The organism is Nocardioides aquiterrae, from assembly GCF_039526625.1.
GTDB classification, from domain to species: Bacteria; Actinomycetota; Actinomycetes; order Propionibacteriales; family Nocardioidaceae; genus Nocardioides; species Nocardioides aquiterrae.
Map to the genome: position 1 here is coordinate 1 of NZ_BAAAJE010000028.1, position 24,552 is coordinate 24,552.

Consider the following 24,552-nt stretch of genomic DNA (forward strand, 5'->3'; position numbering starts at 1 on the left):
CAGCAGCAATGCCCAGCCGACCGGTACTAATAGGCCGAGGGCTTGTCCCACAAACCCTCAATTGAACCTACAAAGGGTTGTCTCGCGTCCACAATCAGATCTGACGATCAACTGAATACTTGGTCGACGTCCGTGTGAATTCACCACGGGCGACGATCGCAAGAGTTACGGCGGCCATGGCGAAAGGGAAACACCCGGTCCCATCCCGAACCCGGAAGTTAAGCCTTTCAGCGCCGATGGTACTGCAACCGAGAGGTTGTGGGAGAGTAGGACGCCGCCGGACATACTTTTCAGAGCAGGGCCACCCGTTCACGGGTGGCCCTGCTCGTCATTTCGGGCCAGTTCGGCCCACGTCGTGTGCACAGGTGAGGCCTCCCGCAGGCCCGTGCACAGGCGAGCTCGCTCGAGCCGGCGGCTGTCGGTCCTACCGCGTTGCCTGCGGTCCGGAGGTGATGTGCGATGTCCGCACCGAAGTCAGAGGCGAAGAGCGAAGCAACGAACCGGGCAATGGACCTGGCCACGAACGAGGTCCACCTGGTCGGTCGGCTCTCCCAGGCACCCGAGGAGCGGGTGCTACCGAGCGGCGACTCCGTCTGGACGTTCCGGGTCGTCGTTCCGCGTCGGCGCAGCGCGGCGCGGTCCCGTCAGGCGGTGGACGCCATCGAGTGCGCCGCGTGGTCGGTGAAGGCGCGCCGCTCGGTGAGCGGGTGGTCGGCCGACGACGTGGTGGAGGTGACCGGTGAGCTGCACCGGCGGTTCTTCCGGGCCGGCGGCGCGGTGGCGTCCCGGGTCGAGGTGGAGATGTCCGCGGGCAGGGTCATTCGTCGCGCAGCGAGCGGATGAGCACTCCGACGCTGGGCTTGGGCTGGAACGACGTGGCCTTCTCGGGCAGCAACCGGTCCGCACGGCAGGTGGCGAGCACCTGCCCGAAGCCGGGCGCGGGCAGCAGGACCGCGAGGCCGGGACGGCTCGCGATGTCGGTGAGCGCATCGTCCACGGCGTGGTGGTACGCGACCCGGGTCGGGCGCGGGGTCACGGCGGGCAGCAGCCTCTCGTGGAGGACCTCGACGGCCAGCCGGTCCGCCGGCACCTCGAGCCGCACGGTCGCCCAGCTCCGGCCGTCGGTCGCCACGAGCGTGTCCGAAGCCAGCGCCGCCACAGCCGGTGCGGCGTCCGCGAGCCGGAACGTGGCGCCGGTCCGCTCCGCCGCGGTCCGCAGCCCGTCGATCGTCACGTGGCCCAGGACGCGGTGGATCGGCCCGAGGTACAGGGGCGTGTCGTCCTGGTCGACGAGCATCGCGAGGCCCGCGCCGGTGGCGGCCCGCGGGTCGTCCTGCTGCATCCGGAGGTACGCCGCGTACCGGTGGTGGCCGTCGGCGATCACGGCGCGCGCCGGCTCCAGGCAGCGGCCCAGGAACGCCTGGTGGTGCTCGTCGCGGATCGCCCAGACGCGGTGGTGCTGTCCGCCCCGGTCGGTGAACTCGCGCAGCGGGTCTCGGCGCTGCAGGTTGTCCATCAGGTCGCGCAGCGGTTCCGGGCCGCGGTGCACGAGCAGGATCGGGGCCGGGTTGGTCTGCATCTCCGACATCCGCGCAGCCAGCTCGGCCGCCTGCGCGGGGTGGACGCCCTCGTGCGGGAAGACCGCGACGTCGTCGCGTCCGGTGGCCGGGCGGGAGATGTCCAGCGCGCCGACCAGGCCGCGCACGGAGAGGGCGCCGGAGGTGTACTCGTGGAGGTAGACGGCCGGGGCCTCGTCGTGGCTCAGCTCGCCGCGGCGCTCCCAGCGCTGCAACCGGTCCGCGACGTCGCGGTACGGCCGCGTGAAGGCGCGCACCGAGGAGGGCGCGCCGATCCGCTTGGGCGCCAGGGTGAGCCCCCGGAACGGAAGGAGCCGCAGCGGTCGCGCCACGTGGGGCGGGGGGACCAGGGAGCCGGCATCCATCGGAGCATCGTAGGGTGCGAGCACGTCCGTACCGTGAGGAGGCAGGGGTGCTCGGCTCGTCAGCGCAGGCACTGTGCCGGGTCCACGACCTCGCGATGCTCGACCTCGACGGCGTGGTCTACGTGGGCGGAGCCGCCGTCCCGGGCGCCCCCGGGCACCTGGCGAAGGCACGGGCCGCGGGGATGCGGCTGGCGTTCATCACCAACAACGCGTCCCGGCCGCCGGAGCAGGTGGCCGCGCACCTCCGCGACCTCGGAGTGGAGGCCGAGTCCGACGACGTGGTGACGTCGTCCCAGGCGGCGGCTCGGCTCCTGGCCGACCGCTTCGGGCGGGCGGCGCGGATCGTGGCCCTGGGTGCGGAGGGGCTGCGCGAGGCCCTGGAGGCCGAGGGCCTGGTGCCGGTCGGCGCGAACGACGAGGCGGTCGCGATCGCAACGGGGTACAGCCCGGACGTGCGCTGGGCGGAGATCATGCGCGCGGCGGTGCGGATCCGCGACGGTCTGCCGTGGGTGGCCAGCAACACCGACCTCACGTTCCCGGCGGAGTTCGGGCTCGCGCCCGGGCACGGGGTCCTGGTGGACATGCTGCGCCGGTTCGCGGGCGTGCAGCCGGACGTCGCCGGCAAGCCGGCACGCCCGCTCCTGGACGAGACGGTCCGCCGGGTCGGCGGCGAGCGTCCGCTGATGGTGGGGGACCGGCTGGACACCGACATCCTGGGCGCTCGGAACGCCGGCCTGGCCTCGCTGCTGGTGCTCACCGGGGTCACCGGGCTGCCCGAGCTGGTCGCGGCTCCGCCGGAGCAGCGGCCGACCTACCTGGCACCCGACCTCGGCGGCCTGCTCGTGGCGCACGAGGCACCGGTCGCGGACGGCCGGGCGTTCGCGCTGGGTGGCTGGCGGGCGTCGGTCGACGACGGAGCGCTGGTCGTGACCGGACGCGGGGACCCGGCGGACTGGTGGCGCGCGGTCGCCGAGGCGGCGTGGGCCCACCTGGACGAGAGCGGGGAGCCGGTGCACCTGTCGGGCGTCGAGGCACCCGCGCGATAGCCTCGGGACATGACTGAGGACCCCGAGTTCCCCGGCCCGGTGGAGAACCCTGCCGAGCCCGACACGGTGCCGCCGGAGCCGGAGCGGGTGCGCACGGGGATCGCCGGCGTCGACGGGGTGATCGTCGCCGTCGAGGAGCTCGAGGAGCGGCCCATCGAGGAGCACGTGGGCGTGTTCGAGGCGGCCCAGGACCGGCTGCGCCGGGCCCTCGACGCCACCGACCTCGGCGACGACTCCGGCGACGACCCCGGCGCCGATCGCGCCTGACGTGCCCCCGCGACGCCTGCGCCTGGACGCCGAGCTGGTCCGCCGCGGCCTGGCGCGCTCGCGTGAGCACGCGAGCGAGCTGATCGCGCAGCGGCGGGTGACCGTGTCCGGCGCGGTGGCGACCAAGCCGGCGACCGGCGTGACCACCGACGTCGCGATCGTGGTGGCGGCCGACCCGGATCGCCCGGAGTACGTGTCCCGGGGCGGGCACAAGCTGGCCGGGGCACTGGCGGCGTTCGAGCCGGCCGGGCTCGTGGTCGCCGGCCGCCGCTGCCTGGACGCCGGCGCCTCGACGGGAGGGTTCACCGACGTGCTGTTGCGGCACGGGGCCGCCCAGGTGGTCGCCGTCGACGTGGGTTACGGGCAGCTGGCGTGGAAGCTGCAGTCCGACGAGCGGGTGCTGGTCCGCGATCGGGTGAACGTGCGGGAGCTGACCACCGAGATCACCGACGGCCCGGTGGACGTCGTCGTCGGTGACCTGTCCTTCATCTCGCTGGAGCTGGTCCTCGACGCGCTGCTCGGCGTGACGGCGCCGGACGGCGACCTGGCGCTGATGGTCAAGCCGCAGTTCGAGGTCGGCAAGGACCGCGTCGGCAAGGGCGGGGTCGTGCGCGACCCGGCGCTGCGCGCGGAGGCCGTGGCCAGCGTGGCGGCCGCCGCCGCGGCGCGCGGGTGGGGAGCGCGGATGGTGGCCACCAGCCCGCTGCCGGGGCCGTCCGGGAACGTGGAGTTCTTCCTCTGGCTGCGGCGCGGTCCGGCCCTGCTGGACGACGAGGCCATCCACACCGCGGTGCGCGCCGCCGCCCCGCCGGGGACGGCGGGTGAGAGGGTGGACCCGTGACGAGCCCGACCCCGCCGGCCCCGCCGGTCCGGCGCGTGCTGCTGGTCGCCCACACCGGGCGGGACGAGGCGCGCGAGGTGGCGCGCGCGTTCGCGAAGCTGCTGACCGCCCACGGGCTGGTGGTCCGGCTGCTGGCCGACGAGGCCCGCAACCTCGGGCTCGAGGCCGCGCCGGGCGCGATCGAGGTCGCCCAGGGCGACTCCCCGAGCGCCGGCTGCGAGCTGGTCGTGGTGATCGGAGGCGACGGGACGATCCTGCGGGCCGCCGAGCTGACCCGCGCCGAGGGCACGGCGGTGCTGGGCGTCAACCTCGGACACGTCGGCTTCCTCGCCGAGGCCGAGTACGAGGACCTGGAGTCGACGATCGACGCGATCGTCGGCCGCCGCTACACCATCGAGGACCGGCTCACGCTCGACGTGACCGTCCAGCGCGACGGGGAGGTGGTCGCGCGCACCTGGGCGCTGAACGAGGCGAGCGTCGAGAAGGCCGCGCGCGAGCGGATGATCGAGGTCGTGGTCGAGGTGGACGGCCGCCCGCTGTCCCGGTGGGGCTGCGACGGCGTGGTGTGCGCGACCCCGACCGGGTCGACGGCGTACAACTTCAGCGCCGGTGGCCCGATCGTCTGGCCGGGAGTGGAGGCGCTGCTGATGGTGCCGATCAGCGCGCACGCGCTGTTCGCGCGGCCGCTCGTGGTCTCGCCGAGCTCGGTGCTGGCCGTCGAGGTGCTGGCCCGCACCGACGGGTACGGCGTGCTGTGGGCCGACGGGCGGCGGGCGATTGACCTGCCGCCGGGCGCGCGGATCGAGGTGCGCCGCGGCGGGACCCCGGTGCGCCTGGTGCGCCTGCACCAGGCTCCGTTCACCGACCGGCTGGTCGCCAAGTTCGGCCTGCCGGTCGAAGGGTGGCGCGGCTCGACGGAGCGCCGCCGGCGACCGACGGGGTCGGGCGATGCTTGAGGAGATCCGGATCGGCCAGCTGGGCGTGATCGACTCCTCGACGCTGGAGCTCGGCCCCGGCCTGACCGTGATCACCGGTGAGACCGGCGCGGGCAAGACCATGATCGTCACCGCGCTCGGCCTGCTGCTCGGCGGCCGGGCCGACAGCGGCGCGGTGCGCACCGGTGCCCGCTCCGCGCGTGTCGAGGGCGTGGTGCGGGTCGGTGCGCTGAGCGAGTTCGCCGCGGCGGTCGAGGAGGTCGGCGGCGAGGTCGAGGACGACCGGGTGGTGCTCGCCCGCAACGTGTCCGCCGAGGGGCGGTCGCGGGCCTTCGTGGGCGGTGCGTCGGTGCCGGTCTCGTCGCTGGCCGGCATCGCGGAGCCCCTCGTGGCCGTGCACGGGCAGTCCGACCAGCACCGGCTGCTGCAGGCCCGCGCGCAGCGCGACGCCCTCGACCGGTTCGGGGGTGCGGAGGTCGCCGGGCTGCTGGCCACCTACCAGGACCTCCACCACCGGCTCGAGGCGACCGAGCGCGAGCTCGACGACGTGGTCACCACCGCCCGCGAGCGGGCGCAGGAGGCCGACCTGCTGCGGTTCGGCCTCGGCGAGATCGAGGCGGTCGCACCGGAGCCGGGGGAGGACGCCGCGCTCGCCGCCGAGGAGTCCCGCCTCGGGTTCGCCGACACGCTGCGCACCGCCGCGGAGCAGGCCCGCGAGGCCCTCTCCAGCGAGCAGGGCGACCCGGACGCGCTGGCGACCACGTCCGCGGCGCGCACGCTGCTCGACGGCGTCCGCGAGCACGACGCCGAGGCTGGCGAGCTGGCCGACCGGCTGGCGGAGATCACCTACCTGCTCTCCGACCTCGCGGCCGACGTGGCGTCGTACGCCGCCCGCATCGACACCGACCCCGCGCGGCTGGCCGGCGTGTCGGATCGGCGCGCCGCGCTGACCGCACTGACCCGCAAGTACGGCGAGACCATCGACGAGGTGCTGGCCTGGGCGGAGCGGGCGTCGACCCGGCTGCTCGACCTCGACCACACCGACGAGCGGATCGAGCAGCTGCGCGCCGAGCAGGAGGTGCTGCGGGGCGAGCGCGCGGCCGCGGCGGCCGCGCTGTCCGCCGCGCGGGCCGAGGCCGCCGCCCGGCTCGGCGAGCAGGTGACGGCGGAGCTGGCGTTGCTGGCGATGCCGCACGCCCGGCTGACCGTGGACGTGCGCACGACCGACCGGTTCACCTCCGCGGGCGCCGACGAGGTCGAGCTGATGCTGGCCGCGAACACCGGCTCGGAGCCGCGGCCGCTCGCCAAGGGCGCGTCGGGCGGTGAGCTGTCCCGCGTGATGCTGGCGCTGGAGGTCGCGCTGGCCGGCACCAGCCCGGTCCCGACCTTCGTGTTCGACGAGGTCGACGCGGGCGTGGGCGGTGCGGCGGCGGTCGAGGTCGGCCGGCGGCTGGCCCAGCTGGCCCGCAGCGCGCAGGTGCTGGTCGTGACCCACCTGCCCCAGGTCGCGGCCTACGCGGACCGGCACGTCGTGGTCGAGAAGTCCTCCGACGGGACGGTCACCAGCTCCGGCCTCACCGTCCTCGACGACGCGCAGCGCGAGCGCGAGCTGTCCCGGATGCTCGCCGGCCTGGCCGACTCCGACACCGCTCTGGCGCACGCCCGCGAGCTCCTCGACGTGGCGCAGACCGAGCGCTGACGCGCCCGGCATCGGCCGGTCCGCGGATCGGCCGCTCCGGTTTGGCAGCATGGCCGGGTCATGAGGATGCCTGTACGTCAACGTCCCGCCGTCGGTCTCCCCGGCCTCGTCGGCACCGCCCGCGTCGATCGCCGCACCCGCACCCTGGTGCCCCGGCTCCGCCCGGGTGACATCGCCGTGCTCGAGCAGGTCGACCTCGATCGCGCGACCGCGCAGGCGCTCGTCGACGCCGGGGTGGCCGCCGTGGTGAACGCGGTGCCGATGATCTCCGGCCGCTACCCGAACCTGGGGCCCCAGGTGCTGGTCGACGCCGGCGTCCCGCTCGTGGACGGCATCGGCGCGGCGGGCCTCGCGGCGGTCGGCGACGGGCGGACCGTGCGCCTGCACGACGGCTCCGTGTACGACGGCGAGGTGCTGCTCGCCGCCGGTCGCGCCGTCGACGCCGCGACCGTGGAGACGGAGCTCGAGGCCGCTCGCGGCGGGCTGGTCACCCAGCTCGAGACGTTCACGCACAACAGCACCGAGTTCCTCCGCCGGGAGCAGGACCTGCTGCTGCACGGCCGCGGTGTGCCCCGGCTGCACACGTCGGTCGCCGGCCGTCCGGTGGTGGTCGTGGTCCGGGGCCAGGACCACGAGCGGGAGCTGGCCGGGATCCGTAGGTTCCTGCGCGAGCAGGACCCGGTGCTGATCGGCGTCGGCGGGGGAGCGGAGGCCCTCCGGGCCGCCGGCTTCCGGCCGGACGTCGTGGTGCTCGACGCCCACGCCGACGACGCCGAGCTGCCGGGCGCGGCGACGCTGAAGGCCGCCCGGGACGTCGTCGTGCGCACCGACCGGGGCGCGGGCCGCGCGCACCTCGAGTCGCTGGAGCGGCTCGGCATCCGGCCGTCGGTGGTCGAGTCCGCTGCGACGCCCGAGGACGCCGCGCTGATCGTCGCCGACGCGGCCGAGGCCGCGGTCATCGTCGGGGTCGGCATGCACACGACGCTGGCCGACTTCCTCGACCGGCAACGCACCGGGCTGGCCAGCACCTACCTGACCCGTCTCAAGGTCGGGCACCGCCTGGTCGACGCCGACGCCGTGCCACACCTGTACTCCGGCCGGGTCCGACCCTGGCACCTGCTGCTGGTGCTGCTCGCCGGCCTGGTCGCGCTCGCGGCCGCCCTGTCCGTCACCCCCGTCGGCCACGACTGGCTCGACGCCCTCGCCGATCTGCTCCAGGGACTTCCCACGTGATCTCGTACCGCCACCACATCGTCTCCCTCGTCGCCGTCTTCCTCGCCCTCGCCGTGGGGGTGGTCCTCGGCGGCGGCCCGCTCAGCGACCTCGGCCGCGACGACCGGCCGGCCGCCGCGACCACCCAGGAGCGCACGGCCCGGCAGGCCGCGTCGTACGGCGACGAGTTCGCCGCCGCGTCCGCGGCCCACCTCTACGACAACGGGCTCAAGGACCGCTCGGTCTCCCTGCTGGTGCTGCCCGGCGCCGACGGCGACGTCGTCAGCGCGCTCGGCGCGGAGATCGAGTCCGCCGGCGGGTCGGTCGCCGGGACGTACGACGCGCGCGAGGCGCTCACCGACCCCTCCGAGAAGTCGCTCGTCGACACCCTGGGCAGCCAGGTCATGAAGCAGCTCGGCGCCGGCGCCGTGAGCCAGGACGCGTCGACGTACGTCCGGATCGGCCAGCTGGTCGGCCTCGCGGTCGCCGGCGACGACCTGCCGAGCTCCGACGCCGCCGCGATCCGGCAGAGCCTCGACGGCGCCGAGCTGATGACGTCGCCGCAGGGTGCCGCTCGCGCGCCCGTGGTCCTGGTCGTCCTCGGGCAGCGGGTCGACCCCGCGATCCTGTCCGGCGTGGTCGAGGGCCTCGCGGCCAAGGCCACCGGGGTCGTGGTCGCGGGCTCCGCGCGCCGGCTCGCGGACCTGCGCGCGGAGCCGGCCGCGAGCCAGGTGGCGACCGTCGACGGGGTGGCCACTCCGCTCGGCCGGGTGACCGCGACGCTCGCCCTGATCCGGTCCCTCACGGTCCAGGGCGGATCCTTCGGTGCGTCGGGGTCCGACGGCGCTGTGCCCGTCACGTAGGATGGAGTTCCGTGAGTAGTGGGACGCCGACCAAGCACGTATTCGTGACCGGAGGCGTCGCCTCCTCGCTCGGGAAGGGCCTGACGGCGTCCAGCCTCGGCAGCCTCCTCAAGGCGCGTGGTCTGCGCGTGACGATGCAGAAGCTCGATCCGTACCTCAACGTGGATCCGGGGACGATGAACCCGTTCCAGCACGGCGAGGTGTTCGTGACGAACGACGGGGCCGAGACCGACCTGGACATCGGGCACTACGAGCGGTTCCTGGACACCGACCTCGGCCAGATCGCGAACGTCACGACCGGCCAGGTGTACTCGAGCGTGATCGCCAAGGAGCGGCGCGGCGACTACCTCGGCGACACCGTGCAGGTGATCCCGCACATCACCAACGAGATCAAGGACCGCATCCTCGCGATGGGGGGTCCCGGGGTCGACGTCGTCATCACCGAGATCGGCGGCACCGTCGGCGACATCGAGTCGCTGCCGTTCCTCGAGGCCGCGCGCCAGACCCGGCACGAGATCGGCCGCGACAACTGCTTCTTCCTGCACGTCTCGCTGGTGCCGTACATCGGCCCGTCCGGGGAGCTGAAGACCAAGCCGACCCAGCACTCGGTGGCCGCTCTGCGCCAGGTCGGCATCCAGCCCGACGCCGTGGTCTGCCGCGCGGACCGCGAGCTGCCGCCGTCGATCAAGCGGAAGATCTCGCTGATGTGCGACGTCGACCAGGACGCCGTGGTCACCGCGGCGGACGCGCCGTCGATCTACGACATCCCGAAGGTGCTGCACCGCGAGGGCCTCGACGCCTACGTCGTACGCCGCCTCGACCTGCCGTTCCGCGACGTCGACTGGACCGTGTGGGACGACCTGCTCCGCCGGGTCCACCACCCCAACGAGGAGGTCACGGTCGCGCTGGTCGGCAAGTACGTCGACCTGCCCGACGCCTACCTCTCGGTCGCCGAGGCGCTCCGGGCCGGCGGGTTCGCCCACGAGGCCAAGGTCAACCTGCGCTGGATCGCCTCCGACGAGTGCCAGACCGAGGCCGGCGCCGCCAAGAACCTCCAGGACGTCGACGCGATCTGCGTCCCGGGCGGCTTCGGGGTGCGGGGCATCGAGGGCAAGCTCGGCGCGCTCACCTACGCCCGCACCCACGGCATCCCCACGCTCGGCCTGTGCCTGGGCCTGCAGTGCATGGTGATCGAGTACTCCCGCAGCGTGCTCGGCCTGGAGAAGGCCGGCTCGACGGAGTTCGACCCGGACACCCCGGAGCCCGTCATCGCGACGATGGCCGAGCAGCTGGCGTTCGTCGAGGGCGCCGGCGACCTCGGCGGCACCATGCGCCTGGGTCTCTACCCGGCCGCGCTCAAGGAGGGCAGCATCGCCCGCGAGGTGTACGGCGCCGCGCTGATCGACGAGCGGCACCGCCACCGCTACGAGGTCAACAACTCCTACCGCGAGCAGCTCGAGGAGGCCGGGATGGTCTTCTCCGGCACCTCCCCGGACAACAACCTGGTCGAGTTCGTCGAGCTGCCCCGAGACGTCCACCCGTACTACATCGCCACCCAGGCGCACCCCGAGCTGCGCTCGCGACCGACCCGCCCGCACCCGCTGTTCAAGGGCCTGGTCGGGGCGGCGATCGACCGCCAGCGCGAGCTCCGGTTCCCGATCGACGAGACCGGCCTGCGCCGGGAGCCGGTCGACGCCGACGGCATGGACGCCTGATCCGGGTGCCCGACCTCCGCGACGTCCCCGAGCAGTGGCCGGTGGCCGAGAGCCACCTCGAGTACGACGGCGGCGGGTGGGTGGTCCGGCTCCGCAACGACCGGATCCGCCGGCCCGGGCACCCCGAGGACGAGCCGTTCTCGCGGCTGGTCCTCGAGCATCCCGGCGCCGCGATCGTGCTGGCGATGGACGACCAGGACCGGGTGCTGTGCCTGTGGCAGTACCGGCACGCCGTCCGGCACACCCTCGTCCAGCTGCCCGCCGGGCTGCTCGACGTCGACGGGGAGGACCCGATCGACGTGGCGCGCCGCGAGCTGGTCGAGGAGGCCGGCCTCGAGGCCCGGTCGTGGACGCACCTGATCTCGGCGTACTCCTCCCCGGGGATCACCTCCGAGATGTCCCACTTCTACCTGGCCACCGACCTCACCGAGGTGGGCCGCGGCGACTTCGAGCTCGAGCACGAGGAGGCCGAGATGGTCCTGGACTGGGTGCCGTTCGCCGACCTCCACGACGCCGTCGTGGCCGGCCGGCTGGCCGACGCCCACCTGGCCCTGGCGGTGCTCGTCGCCGGGAGTAGGCTCGCGCCGGTGCCCCGAGGAAGTGGCACAGATCACCAGAAGGAGCAGGATTCGTGAAGATCGGCGTCCCCAAGGAAGTCAAGAACCACGAGTACCGGGTGGCGATCACCCCGATCGGCGTGCACGAGCTGGTCGCGCACGGGCACGAGGTCTACATCGAGACGGGCGCCGGCGTCGGCTCCCAGATCCTCGACGACGAGTACGCCGGGGCGGGCGCGAAGATCGTCGGCACGCCCGAGGAGGCCTGGGGCACCGACGGCGGCATCGACCTGGTCCTGAAGGTCAAGGAGCCCGTGCCCGACGAGTACGACCGGATGCGGGAGGGTCTCACGCTGTTCACGTACCTGCACCTGGCCGCGGACAAGCCGCTGACCGAGGAGCTGTTGAAGCGCAAGGTCACCGGTATCGCGTACGAGACCGTGCAGCTGCCCTCCGGCGGGCTGCCGCTGCTGTACCCGATGTCCGAGGTCGCCGGCTGCCTCGCGCCCCAGGTGGGCGCCTACAACCTGATGAAGGCCCAGGGCGGCCGCGGGGTGCTGATGGGCGGCGTCGGCGGGGTCGCCAACGCCAAGGTCGTCATCATCGGCGCCGGCGTCTCGGGCCAGAACGCCGCCAACATCGCGCTCGGCATGGGCGCCGACGTGACGCTGCTCGACACCGACCTGGACAAGCTGCGGATGTCCTTCTGGCGGTACAACAACCGGGTCCACGGCCTGGCCTCGTCGAAGCTCGCGATCGAGCAGCAGGTGATGGAGGCCGACATGGTGATCGGCGCGGTGCTGATCCCCGGCGCCGCGGCGCCGAAGCTGGTCTCCAACGACCTGGTCTCGCGGATGAAGCCGGGCTCGGTGCTGGTCGACATCGCGATCGACCAGGGCGGCTGCTTCGAGGACTCGCACCCGACCACGCACGACGACCCGACGTACCAGGTGCACAACTCGACGTTCTACTGCGTGGCGAACATGCCGGGCGCGGTCCCGAACACCAGCACCTACGCGCTGACCAACGCCACCATGCCGTACGCCGTCGCGCTGGCCGACAAGGGCTGGCGGCAGGCGCTGCGCGACGACCGCTCGCTGGCGCTCGGCCTGAACACCTACGACGGCCGGCTCACGAACGGCCCGGTCGGCGAGGCCGTGGGCATCGACGCCGTCCCCCTGGACGAGGTGCTCGCCTAAACCCGAAGGACATGAACGACCTCCAGCGGGCCGTCCGCACCTACCTCGACCACCTCTCGGTCGAGCGCGGCCTGGCGGCGAACACGCTGACGTCGTACCGGCGCGACCTGCGCAGGTACCTGGAGTACCTCGCCGAGGTCGGCATCGAGGACCTGGGCTCGGTCAGCGAGGCCACCGTGTCCGGCTTCCTGGTGCGGCTGCGGGAGGGCGGCGAGGGGCACCCGGCGCTGAGCTCGACCTCCGCGGCCCGCACCGTGGTGGCGGTGCGGGGGTTCCACCGGTTCGCGGTCGCCGACGGCCTCGCGACCGTGGACCCGGCCAGCGGGGTGAAGCCGCCGGCGCCGGCCAAGCGGCTGCCGAAGGCGCTGCCGCTGGCCGACGTGGAGGCGATCCTGGAGGCCGCGGGCGCCCCCGGCACCACGCTGGCGCTGCGGGACCGCGCGCTGCTCGAGGTGCTCTACGGCACCGGCGCTCGCATCTCCGAGGCGGTCGGGCTCGACGTCGACGACCTGGACATGGTGGACGGCACGGTCCTGCTCCGCGGCAAGGGCAGCAAGGAGCGCCTGGTGCCGGTCGGCTCGTACGCCCGCGAGGCGGTCGACACCTACCTGGTCCGCGGCCGGCCGGAGCTGGTCGCGGCGGGGAAGGGCACGCCGGCGCTGTTCCTCAACGCCCGCGGTGGCCGGCTGTCGCGGCAGTCCGCCTGGGCGGTGCTGGTCCGGGCCGCCGAGCGCGCCGGCGTCACCCGGGACGTCTCGCCGCACACGCTGCGCCACTCGTTCGCGACCCACCTCCTCGACGGCGGCGCCGACGTCCGCGTCGTGCAGGAGCTGCTGGGGCACGCGTCGGTGACCACCACCCAGGTGTACACCCTGGTCACCGTGGACAACCTGCGCGAGGTCTTCGCCACCGCCCACCCGCGCGCCCGCGACTGACCCGGCGACCGGGTGACGGCTCCGGCGCCGGAACCCGTCAAGATCGGGGGGTCGCCGGCCGATAACTGCAGACGTGCTCCCGTTCTCCTCGCTCCGCACCCCGGACCGGTCCCGCCGCTGGCTGGTGGCGCTCGCCGCCCTCGTGCCGGTGCTCACCGGCCTCGCCCTGGTCACGCTGCCTCCCGCGGCGCCGGCCCACGCCCGCGCCCGCGCCGGCGCCCCGGCGCTGTCGGTCTCGCCGGCGACGTACGTCGGCGGCCAGCGCCTGACGTGGACGGGCAGCGTGGGGGCGCCCGGCGCGCGGACCCTGGTCCTCCAGCTCCACATGGGACGCCCCGGTGACCGGTGGACCACGGTCGACGGCTTCCGCGCCCGCACCCGGGCCGACGGCAGCTTCTCCTTCTCCTATCCGGCGCCCGGCATGTTCAACATCCGGTACCGCGTGAAGGCGGGTCGGCACCTGTCGCCGTCGCGGCTGTTCGTCGCCAAGACCCAGGACCTCACCCTGCGCGTCACCGGGCAGCCGCCGAACAACACCGGTGAGCCCGCACTCGTGCCGGCCGGCCGCGCGTTCGGCATCACCGTCGACACCACCCCCGACGACATCTTCCGCAGCCCCTCCTCGCGCGGCCTCCCGGTCTTCGCCGGCCGGACGCTGACCCTGCAGCGGCGCGTCGACGGCGACACCTGGTCGAAGGTCGCGACGACCACCGTCGGCGACGACGGCCTCGGCCGGTTCGCCGGGCTCACCGAGGAGCCCGGCGTCGCGGTCTTCCGGGTCCGCGAGGAGGACTACCGGGAGGACGGCAACGCGATCGGCTGGACCCAGTCGTTCCCGCTCTACGTGTACGTCGGGCCCGAGGCGGCGGCCCGCTACGAGGAGCTGCGCCGCGCCGCGCTCGCCAGCGTGTCGCTGCCGCCGCCCGGCAGCGCCATGTTCGGCAGCGGCGCGCCGACGCCGACCGCCAGCGAGCGGTACCGGTGGTACCCGCTGTACTGGGACTTCGCCTGGGAGCACGGCCAGTCGCTGACCGGCGGGCCCACCCGCGGCACCCGGGACCGCGGCCACTGGGTCGACTACACCGACGGCGCCGGCCGGGTCAGCAAGCAGAACGGCCAGCTGACCCTCGACAGCAAGAGGTTCTACGGAGCCGGCCCCGGCGACTTCGGCACGACCCGCGCCACGCTGCACGGGAACGCCGCGGCGCAGGGCCGGTGGGAGGCCCGGATGCGGATCCGCGGCGCGTACGAGTCCGGCGGCCGCGCGTACGGCGTGCTGGCCGAGCTCGTCCCCGCCAAGGCCGCCGACTACGACTGCGGCAAGCACAACATCGAGATCGCCAGGATCACGCCGTTCTCCCGCCGGGTGCAGTTCGGGGTCCGCTCGCCGAAGTACCGCTGGAGCGGCGCGACGACCGCCTCGGCCACGCCGCTGCGCTCGGCGTACGCCGTCGCCGTCGAGGTCTCGGGCACCCACATCACCTGGTTCCTCGACGGCAAGCCGGTCGGCTCGGTCACGGACCGCGCGGCGATCCCCGGCGTGCCGATGACCCTGCGGCTCTCGCTGGAGGGCGACGGCCAGCAGGAGATGAACCAGGCGAGCCTGGTCTCGGACTGGCAGCGCGGGTTCCCCATCGACTCGGGGCGCCCGACGGTCAGCGGGCACCGGCTGTCGCGCCACGCCGCCCGCGGCTGCTGACGACCCCTCCGCGGCCGGCGCCGCCTTCCCCGTCAGGGAGGATGGGCGGGTGGCCGACCTCCTCGACGACATCACCGCGGCGGCGGCCCAGCGCGGACTGACGCTGTACCCGCACCAGGAGGAGGCGATCCTGGCGCTGCTGGCCGGTGACAACGTCGTGCTCGCGACGCCCACCGGGTCCGGCAAGTCACTGGTCGCGGAGGCCGCCCACCGGGCCGCGCTGGCCGAGGACCGGGTGTCGTTCTACACCGCCCCGATCAAGGCGCTGGTCAGCGAGAAGTTCTTCGCGCTGGTCGCGGAGTTCGGCGCCGCCGACGTCGGCATGCTCACGGGGGACGCCTCGGTGAACCCCGACGCCCCGATCATCTGCTGCACCGCCGAGGTGCTGGCCAACATCGCGCTCCGCGAGGGTGCGACCGCGGACGTCGGGCTCGTGGTCATGGACGAGTTCCACTTCTACGCCGAGCCGGACCGCGGCTGGGCCTGGCAGGTGCCGCTGCTCGAGCTGCCCCAGGCGCAGTTCCTGCTGATGTCGGCCACCCTCGGCGACGTCACGGAGCTGGCCGCGGACCTCACCCGGCGCAACGGGCGGGAGACCACGGTCGTCGCGGACGCCGTACGGCCGGTGCCGCTGACCTTCTCCTGGGCGATGACGCCGCTCCCGGAGACGCTGGAGGAGCTGGTGACGACCGGCCAGGGGCCGGTCTACGTCGTGCACTTCACCCAGAAGGACGCCGTCGAGCACGCGACGACGCTGCTCAAGGCGGGGTGGGTCCCCAAGCCCGAGCTCGGCGACCGCCTGGACCACGTCCGGTTCGGTGCCGGCTTCGGCAAGACCCTCAACAAGCTGCTGCGGCGCGGGATCGGCGTGCACCACGCCGGGATGCTGCCGCGCTACCGCCGGCTCGTGGAGCAGCTGGCCCAGGCCGGGCTGCTCGGCGTCATCTGCGGCACCGACACGCTCGGCGTGGGCATCAACGTGCCGATCCGGACCGTGCTGTTCACCGGGCTGGCCAAGTTCGACGGCAGCCGCCAGCGGATCCTCCGGTCGAGGGAGTTCCTCCAGATCGCGGGCCGGGCCGGCCGGGCCGGGTTCGACACCGCCGGGTACGTCGTCGTGCAGGCGCCCGAGCACGTCATCGAGAACGAGAAGGCCAAGGCCAAGGCGGCCGAGCGGCAGGCCGCCGGGCGGAAGAACGCGAAGGCGCAGCTGAAGAAGCCGCCCGAGGGCACCGTCGTGTGGAGCGAGCAGACCTTCGACAAGCTCGTGGCAGGTGAGCCCGAACCGCTGGTGTCGCGGATGAAGGTCGACAACGCGATGCTCATCAACGTCGTGTCCCGCGACGAGGACGCGTTCCCGGTCCTGCGCCGGCTGCTGACCGACAACCACGAGGACCCGCGCCAGCAGCGCCGGCTGGCCCGCCGCGCACTCCGGCTGGCCCGGTCGCTGGTGCACTCGGGCGTGCTCACCCGGCTCGACGAGCCCGACGAGCTCGGCCGCCGCTACGTGCTGACCGTCGACCTGCCCGTCGACTTCGCGCTGAACCAGCCCCTCGCGCACTTCGCGCTGGCCGCGCTGGACGTCCTCGACCCCGAGGCGGAGGAGCACACCCTCGACATCGTGTCCGTGATCGAGGCGGTGCTGGAGGGGCCGCGCCAGATCCTGCTGCAGCAGCAGTACGCCGCCCGCGGCGAGGCGGTCGCGGAGATGAAGGCCGACGGCATCGAGTACGACGAGCGGATGGCGCTGCTCGAGGAGGTGACCTGGCCGCGTCCGCTCGCCGAGCTGCTGGAGGCGACGTACGAGATCTACCGCCAGACGCACCCGTGGCTGCCGGAGGACGCGCTGCAGCCGAAGTCGATCGTGCGGGAGATGTACGAGCAGGGCATGTCGTTCACCGACTTCGTGTCGCGCTACCAGCTGGCCCGGTCCGAGGGCCTGGTGCTGCGCTACCTGACCGACGCGTACCGGACCTTGCGCCAGACCGTGCCGGAGTCGCACCGCACGCCCGAGCTCGAGGACCTGGTCGAGTGGCTGGGGGAGACCGTGCGGCAGACCGACTCCTCGCTGCTCGACGAGTGGGAGGCGCTGGCCGATCCCTCGCACGTGCGGTCGGACGTGGCGCACCACGAGCCGCCGCCGTCCCCGCGGCCGATCTCGAAGCAGTCGCGCGCCTTCGCGGTGATGATCCGCAACGCGATGTTCCGCCGGGTCGAGCTGGTCGCCGGCGACGACCTGGACGGGCTGATGGCGATGGAGCGGGCCGCCGCGGACCGGACCGACCCGCCGGGGGAGGTCGTGATGACCCGGTCCGCGTGGGACGAGGCGATCGAGGAGTACTACGCCGAGCACGACCGGGTGCTGCTGGACGCGGACGCGCGCGGCCCGGCGCTGCTGCGCGTCGAGGAGACCGGCCGGACCTGGCAGGTCACCCAGACCGTCCACGACCCCGAGGGCCACCACGACTGGGTGATCGAGGCCCAGGCCGACCTGGACGCCTCCGACGAGGTCGGCGAGCTGGTGCTGCGCGCGACCGCGATGCGCCGGCTGGGCGGCTGACGGTCTCGGCGCAATCGAGGACCGAGTCAGCGGACCGGGCAGAACCCGAACGGGCAGGAGTCGAGCCAGGACAACCCGCCGTTCAGCGACGAGATCTGCTTGTAGCCGGAGGCGTCGTCGACCCACAGCAGCGCCCAGAGCGGCCTGCGGGGCTGGGCCTTGGCGGTGGCGGTGATCACCGACGGCTTCCAGCTCTGCTTCTTGTCGGCCGACGGGCCGATCTCGGTGAACGCCATCCGGGGGACCCGCTTCGCGACCGCGGCGTACCCGGCCATCGACGGCGCCTGGCCGCCGCGGTGGCTGCCGGTGGACGGGTAGTAGGAGTCGATGCCGGCGACGTCGACGCGGGCGGGCAGCAGCTTCTCGGGGGCGACGATGCCGGGGCGGTTGGCGGCGGCGAACGAGTAGCCCCACAGCACGTTGTGCACCCCGGCGGCCCAGGCGCGCTCCTGCAGCTGGTGGTAGACCTTCGTGAACGCCGCGGCGTTCGGCCGGCCCCACCAGAACCAGTCGCCGTTGACCTCGTGGAACGGGCGGAACACGATCGCCACCCCCTCGGCCTGGAGCGCCGCGAGGACCGCCAGCTGCTCGTCGTACCCCGCCCAGAACGCCTGCGCCTCGGGGGTGGCGGAGTCGAGCAGGGCGCCGAAGCTGTGCCAGCTGCGGTCGTTGTACTCCCGGCCGGTGTGCGGGTTGGGCGCGTGCCAGGACGCGGTGAGCACGGCGCCGCCCTGGGCCATCGCGACCAGGTCCGCCAACGCCTGGTCGAAGAACGGGAACTCGTAGGTGCGGGTCTTCCCGAGCTCCCAGAGGTCGAAGCCGACCACCGGCACCCGGCGGCTGCCGAGGGCGGCGAGCGGGGCGGTGTACGCCGCGCTGGACATGTTGAGCTGCTGACCGACACCCATCAGGCCCGCGCCCTTCCAGCGGTCCAGCCGGGCGGCCAGGCAGCGGGCCGCGAGGTCGGCGTCCGGGTCGGCGAGCGGCGTCCGCGGGGTGCACTGGTCGGGTGTGGTGACCGTCAGGGTCACCGCGCGCGACGGCGCGGAGGCGGGCCCGCCGTTCCAGGCCTCGGCGACGACACGCAGCCGCTGGGTGCCGGGCTGGGTGGTGTCCAGCGGGACGACGGCGCGGCCGGCCGCGTTGGCGGTGCCGTCCAGGAGCGGCGCCCAGGCGCCGCCGACGTACCGCTCGACCGTCACGGGGCGGCCCTGCTGGGCCGGCGAGAGCTGGGCGACCAGCGCCGCCGGCTCGCCAGCGGTGACGACCGGGGGAGCGAGGCGGGCGGTGACCGTCGTGACCCCTCGTTCCGCGGTCCGGGCCAGGTGCTCGGGGCGCGCGAACGCGGGGGTGGCCCCGGACGCGAACAATCCCCCCGTGAGCAACCCCGCCAGCAAGACCGTCACGGCCCCCCGTGGTCGCACAGCCGCAGTCTAGTGTCGACGGCATGACCGATGTCGCGACTTCGAAGAATCCAGAGGCGTCCCGCTACGAGGCGCACATCGACGGGGAGCTGGCGGGCTTCGCGGAGTACCAGCTGGCCGACCGGCTGATCGTCTTCACCCACACCGAGGTGGACGAGAAGTTCGAGGGCCGCGGCGTCGGCTCCGCGCTGGCCCGGTTCGCGCTCGACGACGTCCGCGCCGACGGCAGCCGGCAGGTGCTGCCCCTGTGCCCGTTCATCAAGGGCTGGATCGACCGGCACCCCGAGTACCAGGACCTCGTGTACGGCGCCCCGCCGACCACCGCGAGGGACTGACCGCTCTCCACAGGGCTGTGCACAGGGCGGGCCCGGCCTGTGCACCGGGCGTGGCGCTCGTGCACAGGCCATGCACAGATTTCGCCCGCGGGCTGGGGGTTTCCGCGTTCGGCTTGTTCGCTGTCGGAGCCCGCACCTAGAGTCGCCGAGGTCGGCTACAAGTCGTTGTGTCGACATGTGGATGAGGGAGCGTTGGATGAACGCAGGCGGCAGCTTCGGTGGAGTCCCGGCTTCGGCAGCCAGCGGCGCGCTCGCCGGCGCGATGCCGCCCCTCGCGCCGACCCCCTCCCCGACCCCCTCACCGGCTCCTTCCCCCGACGCAGCATCCCGAGAGGACCACGTGGCCGACGCCCTTCCCTTCGAGCGCCCCGCCGTCGAAGCCAAGCTCGGCCCGACCGGCCGCCCGATGCCCGACCTCCCGGAGCCGCGCCCGCTCACCGAGCACGGTCACGCCCGCGTGATCTCGATGTGCAACCAGAAGGGCGGCGTCGGCAAGACCACGACGACCATCAACCTCGGGGCCTCGCTGGCCGAGCACGGCCGCAAGGTGCTGCTCGTCGACTTCGACCCCCAGGGCTCGCTGTCCGTGGGCCTGGGGCTCAACCCGCACGAGATGGACCTGACCGTCTACAACCTGCTGATGGACCGCGACGTCGACCTGCGCGAGGTGGTCGTCCCCAGCGGGGTGCCCGGCATGGACCTGCTGCCCTCGAACATCGACCTGTCGGCCGCCGAGGTCCAGCTCGTGCACGAGGTGGCCCGCGAGCAGACCCTGCAGCGCGTCCTCGCGCCGGCGATCGCGGACTACGACGTCATCCTCATCGACTGCCAGCCGTCCCTGGGGCTGCTGACCGTGAACGCGCTCACCGCGTCGGACGGGGTGATCGTGCCGCTGGAGTGCGAGTACTTCGCACTGCGCGGGGTGGCGCTGCTGAAGACCACCATCGACAAGGTGCGCGAGCGGCTGAACCCCAAGCTCGAGATCGACGGCGTCCTCGGCACCATGTACGACGGCCGGACGCTGCACAGCCGCGAGGTGATGGAGCGGCTGGTGCAGGCCTGGGGCGACAAGGTCTTCCACACGGTCATCCGCCGCACGGTGAAGTTCTCCGACTCCACGGTCGCCGGCGAGCCGATCACGACGTACGCCTCGACCTCGACCGGTGCGGACGCCTACCGGCAGCTGGCCAAGGAGGTGCTGGCTCGTTGTCTCGACGGGTGAGCCTCCCCGCTGCCGACGACCTGTTCCGCCCCACCGCACCCGCGCCGCCCGACGAGCCGCGTGCGGCGGAGGAGCCCCCGACCGAGCAGCAGCGTGAGCCGAAGAAGCCGAGCGGCCGGGTCCGGCACGACGAGAAGATGACGGTGTACGTCACCTCCGACGAGCTGCTCGACCTCGAGCACGCCCGGCTGGTGCTGCGCCGGTCGCACGGCCTCGCGGTCGACCGCGGCCGCCTGGTGCGCGAGGCGATCGCGATGGTGCTCGCGGACTTCGAGGCCCATGGCGACGACAGCGCGCTGGTGCGACGATTGACCGAGGAATGATCGCCCAGCCAGAGGTCCAGGAGAGCGCGGCCGAGGCCGCCCCGGGCTTCGAGGTGCGCCTCGACAACTTCGAGGGTCCGTTCGACCTGCTGCTGAACCTGATCGCCAAGCACAAGCTCGACATCACCGAGGTGTCGCTGTCCACGGTCACCGACGAGTTCATCGCGTACGTCAAGGCCGGCGGCCGGGTGTGGGACCTCGAGCAGACGACGTCGTTCCTGCTGGTCGCCTCGACGCTGCTGGACCTCAAGGCCGCGCGGCTGCTGCCGCAGGGCGACGTCGAGGACGAGGAGGACCTCGCGCTGCTGGAGGCCCGCGACCTGCTGTTCGCGCGGCTGCTGCAGTACAAGGCCTTCAAGCAGGTGGCGAGTGTGCTGGAGCAGCGGCTGGCGGGGGAGTCGAAGCGGCACCCGCGGGCGGTCGGCCTGGAGGAGCGGTACGCCGGGCTGCTGCCCGAGGTGCTCATCGGCATCGGGCTGGAGCAGTTCGCCCAGCTCGCGGCGAAGGCGCTCGAGCCGAAGCCGGTGCTGGAGCTCTCCCTGCACCACATCCACGCCGCCAAGGTCAGCGTGCGCGAGCAGGCGGCCCTGGTGGTCGACCGGTTGCGGCGGCAGGGCACGATGACGTTCCGGGCGCTGTGCGGCGACTCCCCGGACCGGCTGACGACGGTGGCGCGGTTCCTGTCGCTGTTGGAGCTGTTCCGGGAGGGCGCCGTCGCGTTCGACCAGGTCACCCCCCTCGGGGAGCTGACCATCCGCTGGACCGGCGACGAGGACGCGGACGTCGACGACCTGATCACCGACGAGTTCGACGGGGCACCGCCCGAGCCGGACTCCGCCGCGCCGGAGGATGCACCGATCGAGGAGGGCACCGATGACCGAGACGACTGACGAGACGCTCGCCGTACCGGTGGCGGAGCTGCGCCCGTCGCTCGAGGCGCTGCTCATGGTCGCCGACGAGCCGCTGGACGAGGTCGCCCTGGCCACCGCCACCGGCTACCCGACCGAGGAGGTCGTGCTCGCGCTGCGGGGGCTCGCCGCCGAGTACACCGAGCAGGGGCGCGGCTTCGAGCTGCGCAACGTGGGCGGCGGCTGGCGCTATTACACGCGCGAGGAGTACGCCGCGGTCGTCGAGGGCTTCGTGCTCGAGGGGCAGCAGGCCCGGATGTCCCAGGCGGCGCTGGAGACCTTGGCGGTGGTCGCCTACAAGCAGCCGGTGTCCCGCGCCCGGGTGTCGGCGATCCGCGGCGTCAACGTCGACGGCGTGATGCGCACGCTGCTCACCCGGGGCCTGGTCGAGGAGGCCGGCCAGGACCACGAGACCGGCGCGAACCTCTACCGGACGACGAGCTACTTCCTGGAGCGGATCGGCGTCACCTCGCTGGACGAGCTGCCCGAGCTGGCGCCGTACCTGCCGGACATGGACGACCTCGAGGACGAGCTCGCGGAGATGGCGGCGGCACCGGTCGCCACCGAGCCGACGCCGGAGCCGGAGCCGCACCACCCGCACTCGCCGCACTCGGGCGACGGCACCGAGCCCGACGGCGGGACCGAGCCGACATGACGGATGTCGAGACGGACGACGACGGCCTGATCCGGCTCCAGAAGCTGCTCGCCCAGTCCGGCGTCGCCTCGCGGCGCAAGTGCGAGGAGCTGATGCTCGACGGGCTGGTCGAGGTCGACGGCGAGGTCGTGACCCGGCTCGGCACCAAGGTCGACCCGCGCACGGCGGTGATCCGCGTCGATGGCCGGCGGCTCCCGCCGGTGTCGGAGAAGGTCTACCTGGTGCTCAACAAGCCCCGCGGGGTCGTGTCGACGATGTCCGACCCGGAGGGCCGGCGGAACCTCGGCGACCTGGTCGCGGACCGGCCCGAGCGGCTCTTCCACGTCGGCCGCCTGGACACCGACACCTCCGGGCTCCTCCTGCTCACGAACGACGGCGACTTCGCGCAGCGGATGGCGCACCCGTCGTACGAGGTGGACAAGACCTACGTCGCGGAGGTCGAGGGCGAGGTCTACCGGCGCACGATCAAGCAGCTCCTGGAGGGCGTCACCCTCGACGACGGCCCGGTGACGGTGCGCACCGCGCGGGTCGTGCAGGCGACGGAGGCGAAGTCGATCGTCGAGCTGGTGATCCACGAGGGGCGCAACCGGATCGTGCGGCGGCTGCTCGACCACGTCGGCCACCCGGTGCGCCGGCTCACGCGCACGGCGATCGGCCCGGTGCAGCTCGGGAAGCTGCCGGTGGGGGAGATGCGCGAGCTCAGCCGTGCCGAGCTGGGGGAGCTGCTGGACGTCGCCCAGATGTAGGGGGCGCGGTCGCCACGGGCGGCGACAGCAGCCGGGCGGCGTCGACGCCGACCCGCAGCAGCTCCGCGAGGCGCGCGTCCGGGTCGGGTACGGCGCCCGTCGCGATGCCCCGGACCGCACAGCGGACCACCTGGGGCGCCGACCGGCGGCGGAACTGCTTCTCCGTCAGCGGTGTGCCGTCGAGCCACTGCCGGGCCCACGCCTCGGCGCCGGGCACCTGGTCCAGCGACGCGCGGATGCCCGTGGTGTCGAGGCCGAGCCGGCCGGAGAGCTCCTCGCAACGGACCAGCCCGCCGGCGAGCGCGCGCTGGAGGTACTCGGGCACGTCCGGCACCGCGTTGCCGGCGACGGCGGCGACGAACTGCACGTCCCACGCGAGGCCGGTGCCGTGGACGCCGATCACCGACGGGATCAGCACCGCGAGGTCGCCGCGGTGCGCGTCGGTGCTGTGGTCGTTGACCAGGCGGGCCAGCTGGGCGAGGAGGGGATCCGTGCAGCGCGGTTTGTCGCTCCACGGCTCGTTGGCGAGGACGGACGCCATCTCCATGAAGCAGGCGCCCTTGCGGGGATTGCGGTGCTTGCCGCGCGAGAGCGTCGGGAGCCCGTCAGGAACTCGGTGCTGCGCCACCATCACCCCACGATCCGCCTGCTGGGCGCGTTCCGCAAGGGGTACGTTGCGGGGATGCGGGCGCTGGCGCCGTACGTCGCCTCCGTGGTCGCCTACGACGTCGACCTCGGCGCCCCGGGTGTGCACCGCGGCCTGCCGTCCACGACGGTGACGTTCGTGCTGCCGGTGGGTGATCCGCTCGACGTGGGCTGGCGGGACCGGCCGGAGAGCCGCTCGGCGCGGTGGTCGACGGTCTCGGGGCTGCACGCGCGGCCCGCCGAGATCCACCACGACGGCCACCAGGCCGGCCTGCAGCTCGCCCTGACGACCGCCGGGACCCGGGCCCTGTTCGGGATGCCGGCGGCCGCGCTCGCCGGGGACCTGCTGGAGCTGGACGACGTCGCGCCCTGGCTGCGGGACCTGCCCGCGCGGCTGCACGAGGCGCCGCCGTCGACGTGGGTCGACCTCGTGCAGCGCAGCCTGGTGGCGCAGCTGGCGCGGCACGACGTGATCGGGCCGCGGGCCGAGGTCGGGCGGGCGCTGGCCCGGCTCACCCGGGGCGCGTCGGTGCAGGCCGTCGCCGACGAGGTCGGCTACAGCCGCCGGCACCTCGGCAACCTGGTGCGCGCCGAGTGCGGCCTCACCCCCAAGGAGGTGCAGCGCCTGGGCCGGTTCTCGTCGTCGCGGGCGCTGCTGGGCCGGCTGCCGCTGGCCGACGTCGCCCACCGCTGCGGCTACGCCGACCAGTCCCACCTGACCCGGGAGTGGGTCGCGCTGGCCGGCTGCCCGCCGTCGACCTGGCTGCGGGAGGAGTTCCCGTTCCTCCAAGACACGGGTGCCGCCGGCGGGTGAGGGTGGGTTC

At 73.6% G+C, this 24,552-nt stretch carries 24 protein-coding genes and 1 rRNA gene; 22 read left to right on the top strand and 3 right to left on the bottom strand.

Annotation, left to right across the window (positions count from 1 at the left end; all coding sequences use genetic code 11):
* Window positions 1-166: 166 nt before the first annotated feature.
* Window positions 167-283, top strand: a 5S ribosomal RNA gene (gene rrf / locus ABD086_RS21525).
* A gap of 224 nt (window positions 284-507) precedes the next feature.
* The gene (locus ABD086_RS21530) at window positions 508-843 is read left to right on the top strand and encodes a single-stranded DNA-binding protein (RefSeq protein ID WP_343910055.1); all 336 of its coding nucleotides are present in this window, start codon (window positions 508-510) and stop codon (window positions 841-843) included.
* Here the strand turns inward: ABD086_RS21530 and ABD086_RS21535 are convergent.
* A complete protein-coding gene (locus ABD086_RS21535; RefSeq protein WP_343910056.1) occupies window positions 818-1,942 on the bottom strand; it encodes a DUF1015 family protein in 1,125 nt (374 codons plus the stop codon). The genes ABD086_RS21530 and ABD086_RS21535 overlap by 26 nt on opposite strands.
* A 47-nt stretch (window positions 1,943-1,989) precedes the next feature.
* On the opposite strand from ABD086_RS21535, the gene ABD086_RS21540 reads away from it, so the two are divergent.
* The 13 genes from ABD086_RS21540 (at window position 1,990) to ABD086_RS21600 (ending at window position 17,470) form a co-directional block, all read left to right on the top strand.
* Entirely contained in the window at window positions 1,990-2,988 is a 999-nt protein-coding gene (locus ABD086_RS21540) for an HAD-IIA family hydrolase (RefSeq protein WP_343910058.1), read from the top strand.
* A gap of 9 nt (window positions 2,989-2,997) precedes the next feature.
* Window positions 2,998-3,255, top strand: a complete 258-nt coding sequence (locus ABD086_RS21545) for a hypothetical protein (protein WP_343910060.1) — start codon at window positions 2,998-3,000, stop codon at window positions 3,253-3,255.
* Between the two features lies 1 nt (window position 3,256).
* The gene (locus ABD086_RS21550; RefSeq protein WP_343910062.1) at window positions 3,257-4,096 is read left to right on the top strand and encodes a TlyA family RNA methyltransferase; all 840 of its coding nucleotides are present in this window, start codon (window positions 3,257-3,259) and stop codon (window positions 4,094-4,096) included.
* On the top strand, window positions 4,093-5,052 hold the full coding sequence (locus tag ABD086_RS21555) for an NAD kinase (RefSeq protein WP_343910064.1): 960 nt from the start codon (window positions 4,093-4,095) through the stop codon (window positions 5,050-5,052). Before ABD086_RS21550 ends, ABD086_RS21555 begins: the two co-directional genes overlap by 4 nt.
* Window positions 5,045-6,730, top strand: coding sequence for a DNA repair protein RecN (gene recN / locus ABD086_RS21560; RefSeq protein ID WP_343910066.1), 1,686 nt, complete (start codon window positions 5,045-5,047; stop codon window positions 6,728-6,730). Before ABD086_RS21555 ends, recN begins: the two co-directional genes overlap by 8 nt.
* A 60-nt stretch (window positions 6,731-6,790) precedes the next feature.
* Window positions 6,791-7,963: a putative cytokinetic ring protein SteA gene (steA, locus tag ABD086_RS21565; protein ID WP_343910068.1), complete on the top strand. Its 1,173-nt coding sequence runs from the start codon at window positions 6,791-6,793 to the stop codon at window positions 7,961-7,963.
* Window positions 7,960-8,805: a copper transporter gene (locus ABD086_RS21570; protein ID WP_343910070.1), complete on the top strand. Its 846-nt coding sequence runs from the start codon at window positions 7,960-7,962 to the stop codon at window positions 8,803-8,805. Before steA ends, ABD086_RS21570 begins: the two co-directional genes overlap by 4 nt.
* A gap of 11 nt (window positions 8,806-8,816) precedes the next feature.
* Entirely contained in the window at window positions 8,817-10,520 is a 1,704-nt protein-coding gene (gene pyrG / locus ABD086_RS21575; RefSeq protein WP_343910072.1) for a CTP synthase, read from the top strand.
* 5 nt (window positions 10,521-10,525) lie between these two features.
* Window positions 10,526-11,155 carry an NUDIX domain-containing protein gene (locus ABD086_RS21580; RefSeq protein WP_343910073.1) on the top strand — a complete coding sequence of 210 codons (630 nt, stop codon included), beginning with the start codon at window positions 10,526-10,528 and terminating at the stop codon, window positions 11,153-11,155.
* Complete coding sequence (gene ald, locus ABD086_RS21585; protein WP_343910075.1) at window positions 11,152-12,276, top strand: alanine dehydrogenase; 1,125 nt, start codon at window positions 11,152-11,154, stop codon at window positions 12,274-12,276. Before ABD086_RS21580 ends, ald begins: the two co-directional genes overlap by 4 nt.
* An 11-nt stretch (window positions 12,277-12,287) precedes the next feature.
* Complete coding sequence (xerD, locus tag ABD086_RS21590; protein WP_343910076.1) at window positions 12,288-13,211, top strand: site-specific tyrosine recombinase XerD; 924 nt, start codon at window positions 12,288-12,290, stop codon at window positions 13,209-13,211.
* Window positions 13,212-13,284: 73 nt separating this feature from the next.
* Complete coding sequence (locus ABD086_RS21595; RefSeq protein ID WP_343910078.1) at window positions 13,285-14,910, top strand: LamG domain-containing protein; 1,626 nt, start codon at window positions 13,285-13,287, stop codon at window positions 14,908-14,910.
* 49 nt (window positions 14,911-14,959) lie between these two features.
* On the top strand, window positions 14,960-17,470 hold the full coding sequence (locus ABD086_RS21600; RefSeq protein ID WP_343910079.1) for a DEAD/DEAH box helicase: 2,511 nt from the start codon (window positions 14,960-14,962) through the stop codon (window positions 17,468-17,470).
* 26 nt (window positions 17,471-17,496) lie between these two features.
* Here the strand turns inward: ABD086_RS21600 and ABD086_RS21605 are convergent, their stop codons facing one another.
* Window positions 17,497-18,876: a glycosyl hydrolase gene (locus ABD086_RS21605; protein ID WP_343910080.1), complete on the bottom strand. Its 1,380-nt coding sequence runs from the start codon at window positions 18,874-18,876 to the stop codon at window positions 17,497-17,499.
* A gap of 41 nt (window positions 18,877-18,917) precedes the next feature.
* On the opposite strand from ABD086_RS21605, the gene ABD086_RS21610 reads away from it, so the two are divergent.
* The 6 genes from ABD086_RS21610 to ABD086_RS21635 all read left to right on the top strand — a co-directional run bounded on the left by ABD086_RS21610 (window position 18,918) and on the right by ABD086_RS21635 (window position 23,083).
* Window positions 18,918-19,229: a GNAT family N-acetyltransferase gene (locus ABD086_RS21610; protein WP_343910082.1), complete on the top strand. Its 312-nt coding sequence runs from the start codon at window positions 18,918-18,920 to the stop codon at window positions 19,227-19,229.
* A 406-nt stretch (window positions 19,230-19,635) separates the two neighbouring features.
* On the top strand, window positions 19,636-20,451 hold the full coding sequence (locus ABD086_RS21615) for a ParA family protein (RefSeq protein WP_343910254.1): 816 nt from the start codon (window positions 19,636-19,638) through the stop codon (window positions 20,449-20,451).
* Window positions 20,436-20,774: a hypothetical protein gene (locus ABD086_RS21620; RefSeq protein WP_343910083.1), complete on the top strand. Its 339-nt coding sequence runs from the start codon at window positions 20,436-20,438 to the stop codon at window positions 20,772-20,774. The genes ABD086_RS21615 and ABD086_RS21620 overlap by 16 nt, the downstream gene beginning before the upstream one ends.
* Window positions 20,771-21,664, top strand: a complete 894-nt coding sequence (locus ABD086_RS21625; protein WP_343910084.1) for a segregation and condensation protein A — start codon at window positions 20,771-20,773, stop codon at window positions 21,662-21,664. Before ABD086_RS21620 ends, ABD086_RS21625 begins: the two co-directional genes overlap by 4 nt.
* Window positions 21,648-22,337, top strand: coding sequence for an SMC-Scp complex subunit ScpB (gene scpB, locus ABD086_RS21630; RefSeq protein WP_343910086.1), 690 nt, complete (start codon window positions 21,648-21,650; stop codon window positions 22,335-22,337). Before ABD086_RS21625 ends, scpB begins: the two co-directional genes overlap by 17 nt.
* Window positions 22,334-23,083, top strand: coding sequence for a pseudouridine synthase (locus ABD086_RS21635; protein WP_343910087.1), 750 nt, complete (start codon window positions 22,334-22,336; stop codon window positions 23,081-23,083). Before scpB ends, ABD086_RS21635 begins: the two co-directional genes overlap by 4 nt.
* Here ABD086_RS21635 and ABD086_RS21640 read toward each other — a convergent pair.
* Window positions 23,037-23,714: a hypothetical protein gene (locus tag ABD086_RS21640; protein ID WP_343910088.1), complete on the bottom strand. Its 678-nt coding sequence runs from the start codon at window positions 23,712-23,714 to the stop codon at window positions 23,037-23,039. The genes ABD086_RS21635 and ABD086_RS21640 overlap by 47 nt on opposite strands.
* On the opposite strand from ABD086_RS21640, the gene ABD086_RS21645 reads away from it, so the two are divergent.
* Entirely contained in the window at window positions 23,700-24,542 is an 843-nt protein-coding gene (locus ABD086_RS21645; RefSeq protein ID WP_343910090.1) for a helix-turn-helix domain-containing protein, read from the top strand. The two genes, ABD086_RS21640 and ABD086_RS21645, sit on opposite strands and share 15 nt — an antisense overlap.
* The last annotated feature ends 10 nt before the right edge of the window (window positions 24,543-24,552 follow it).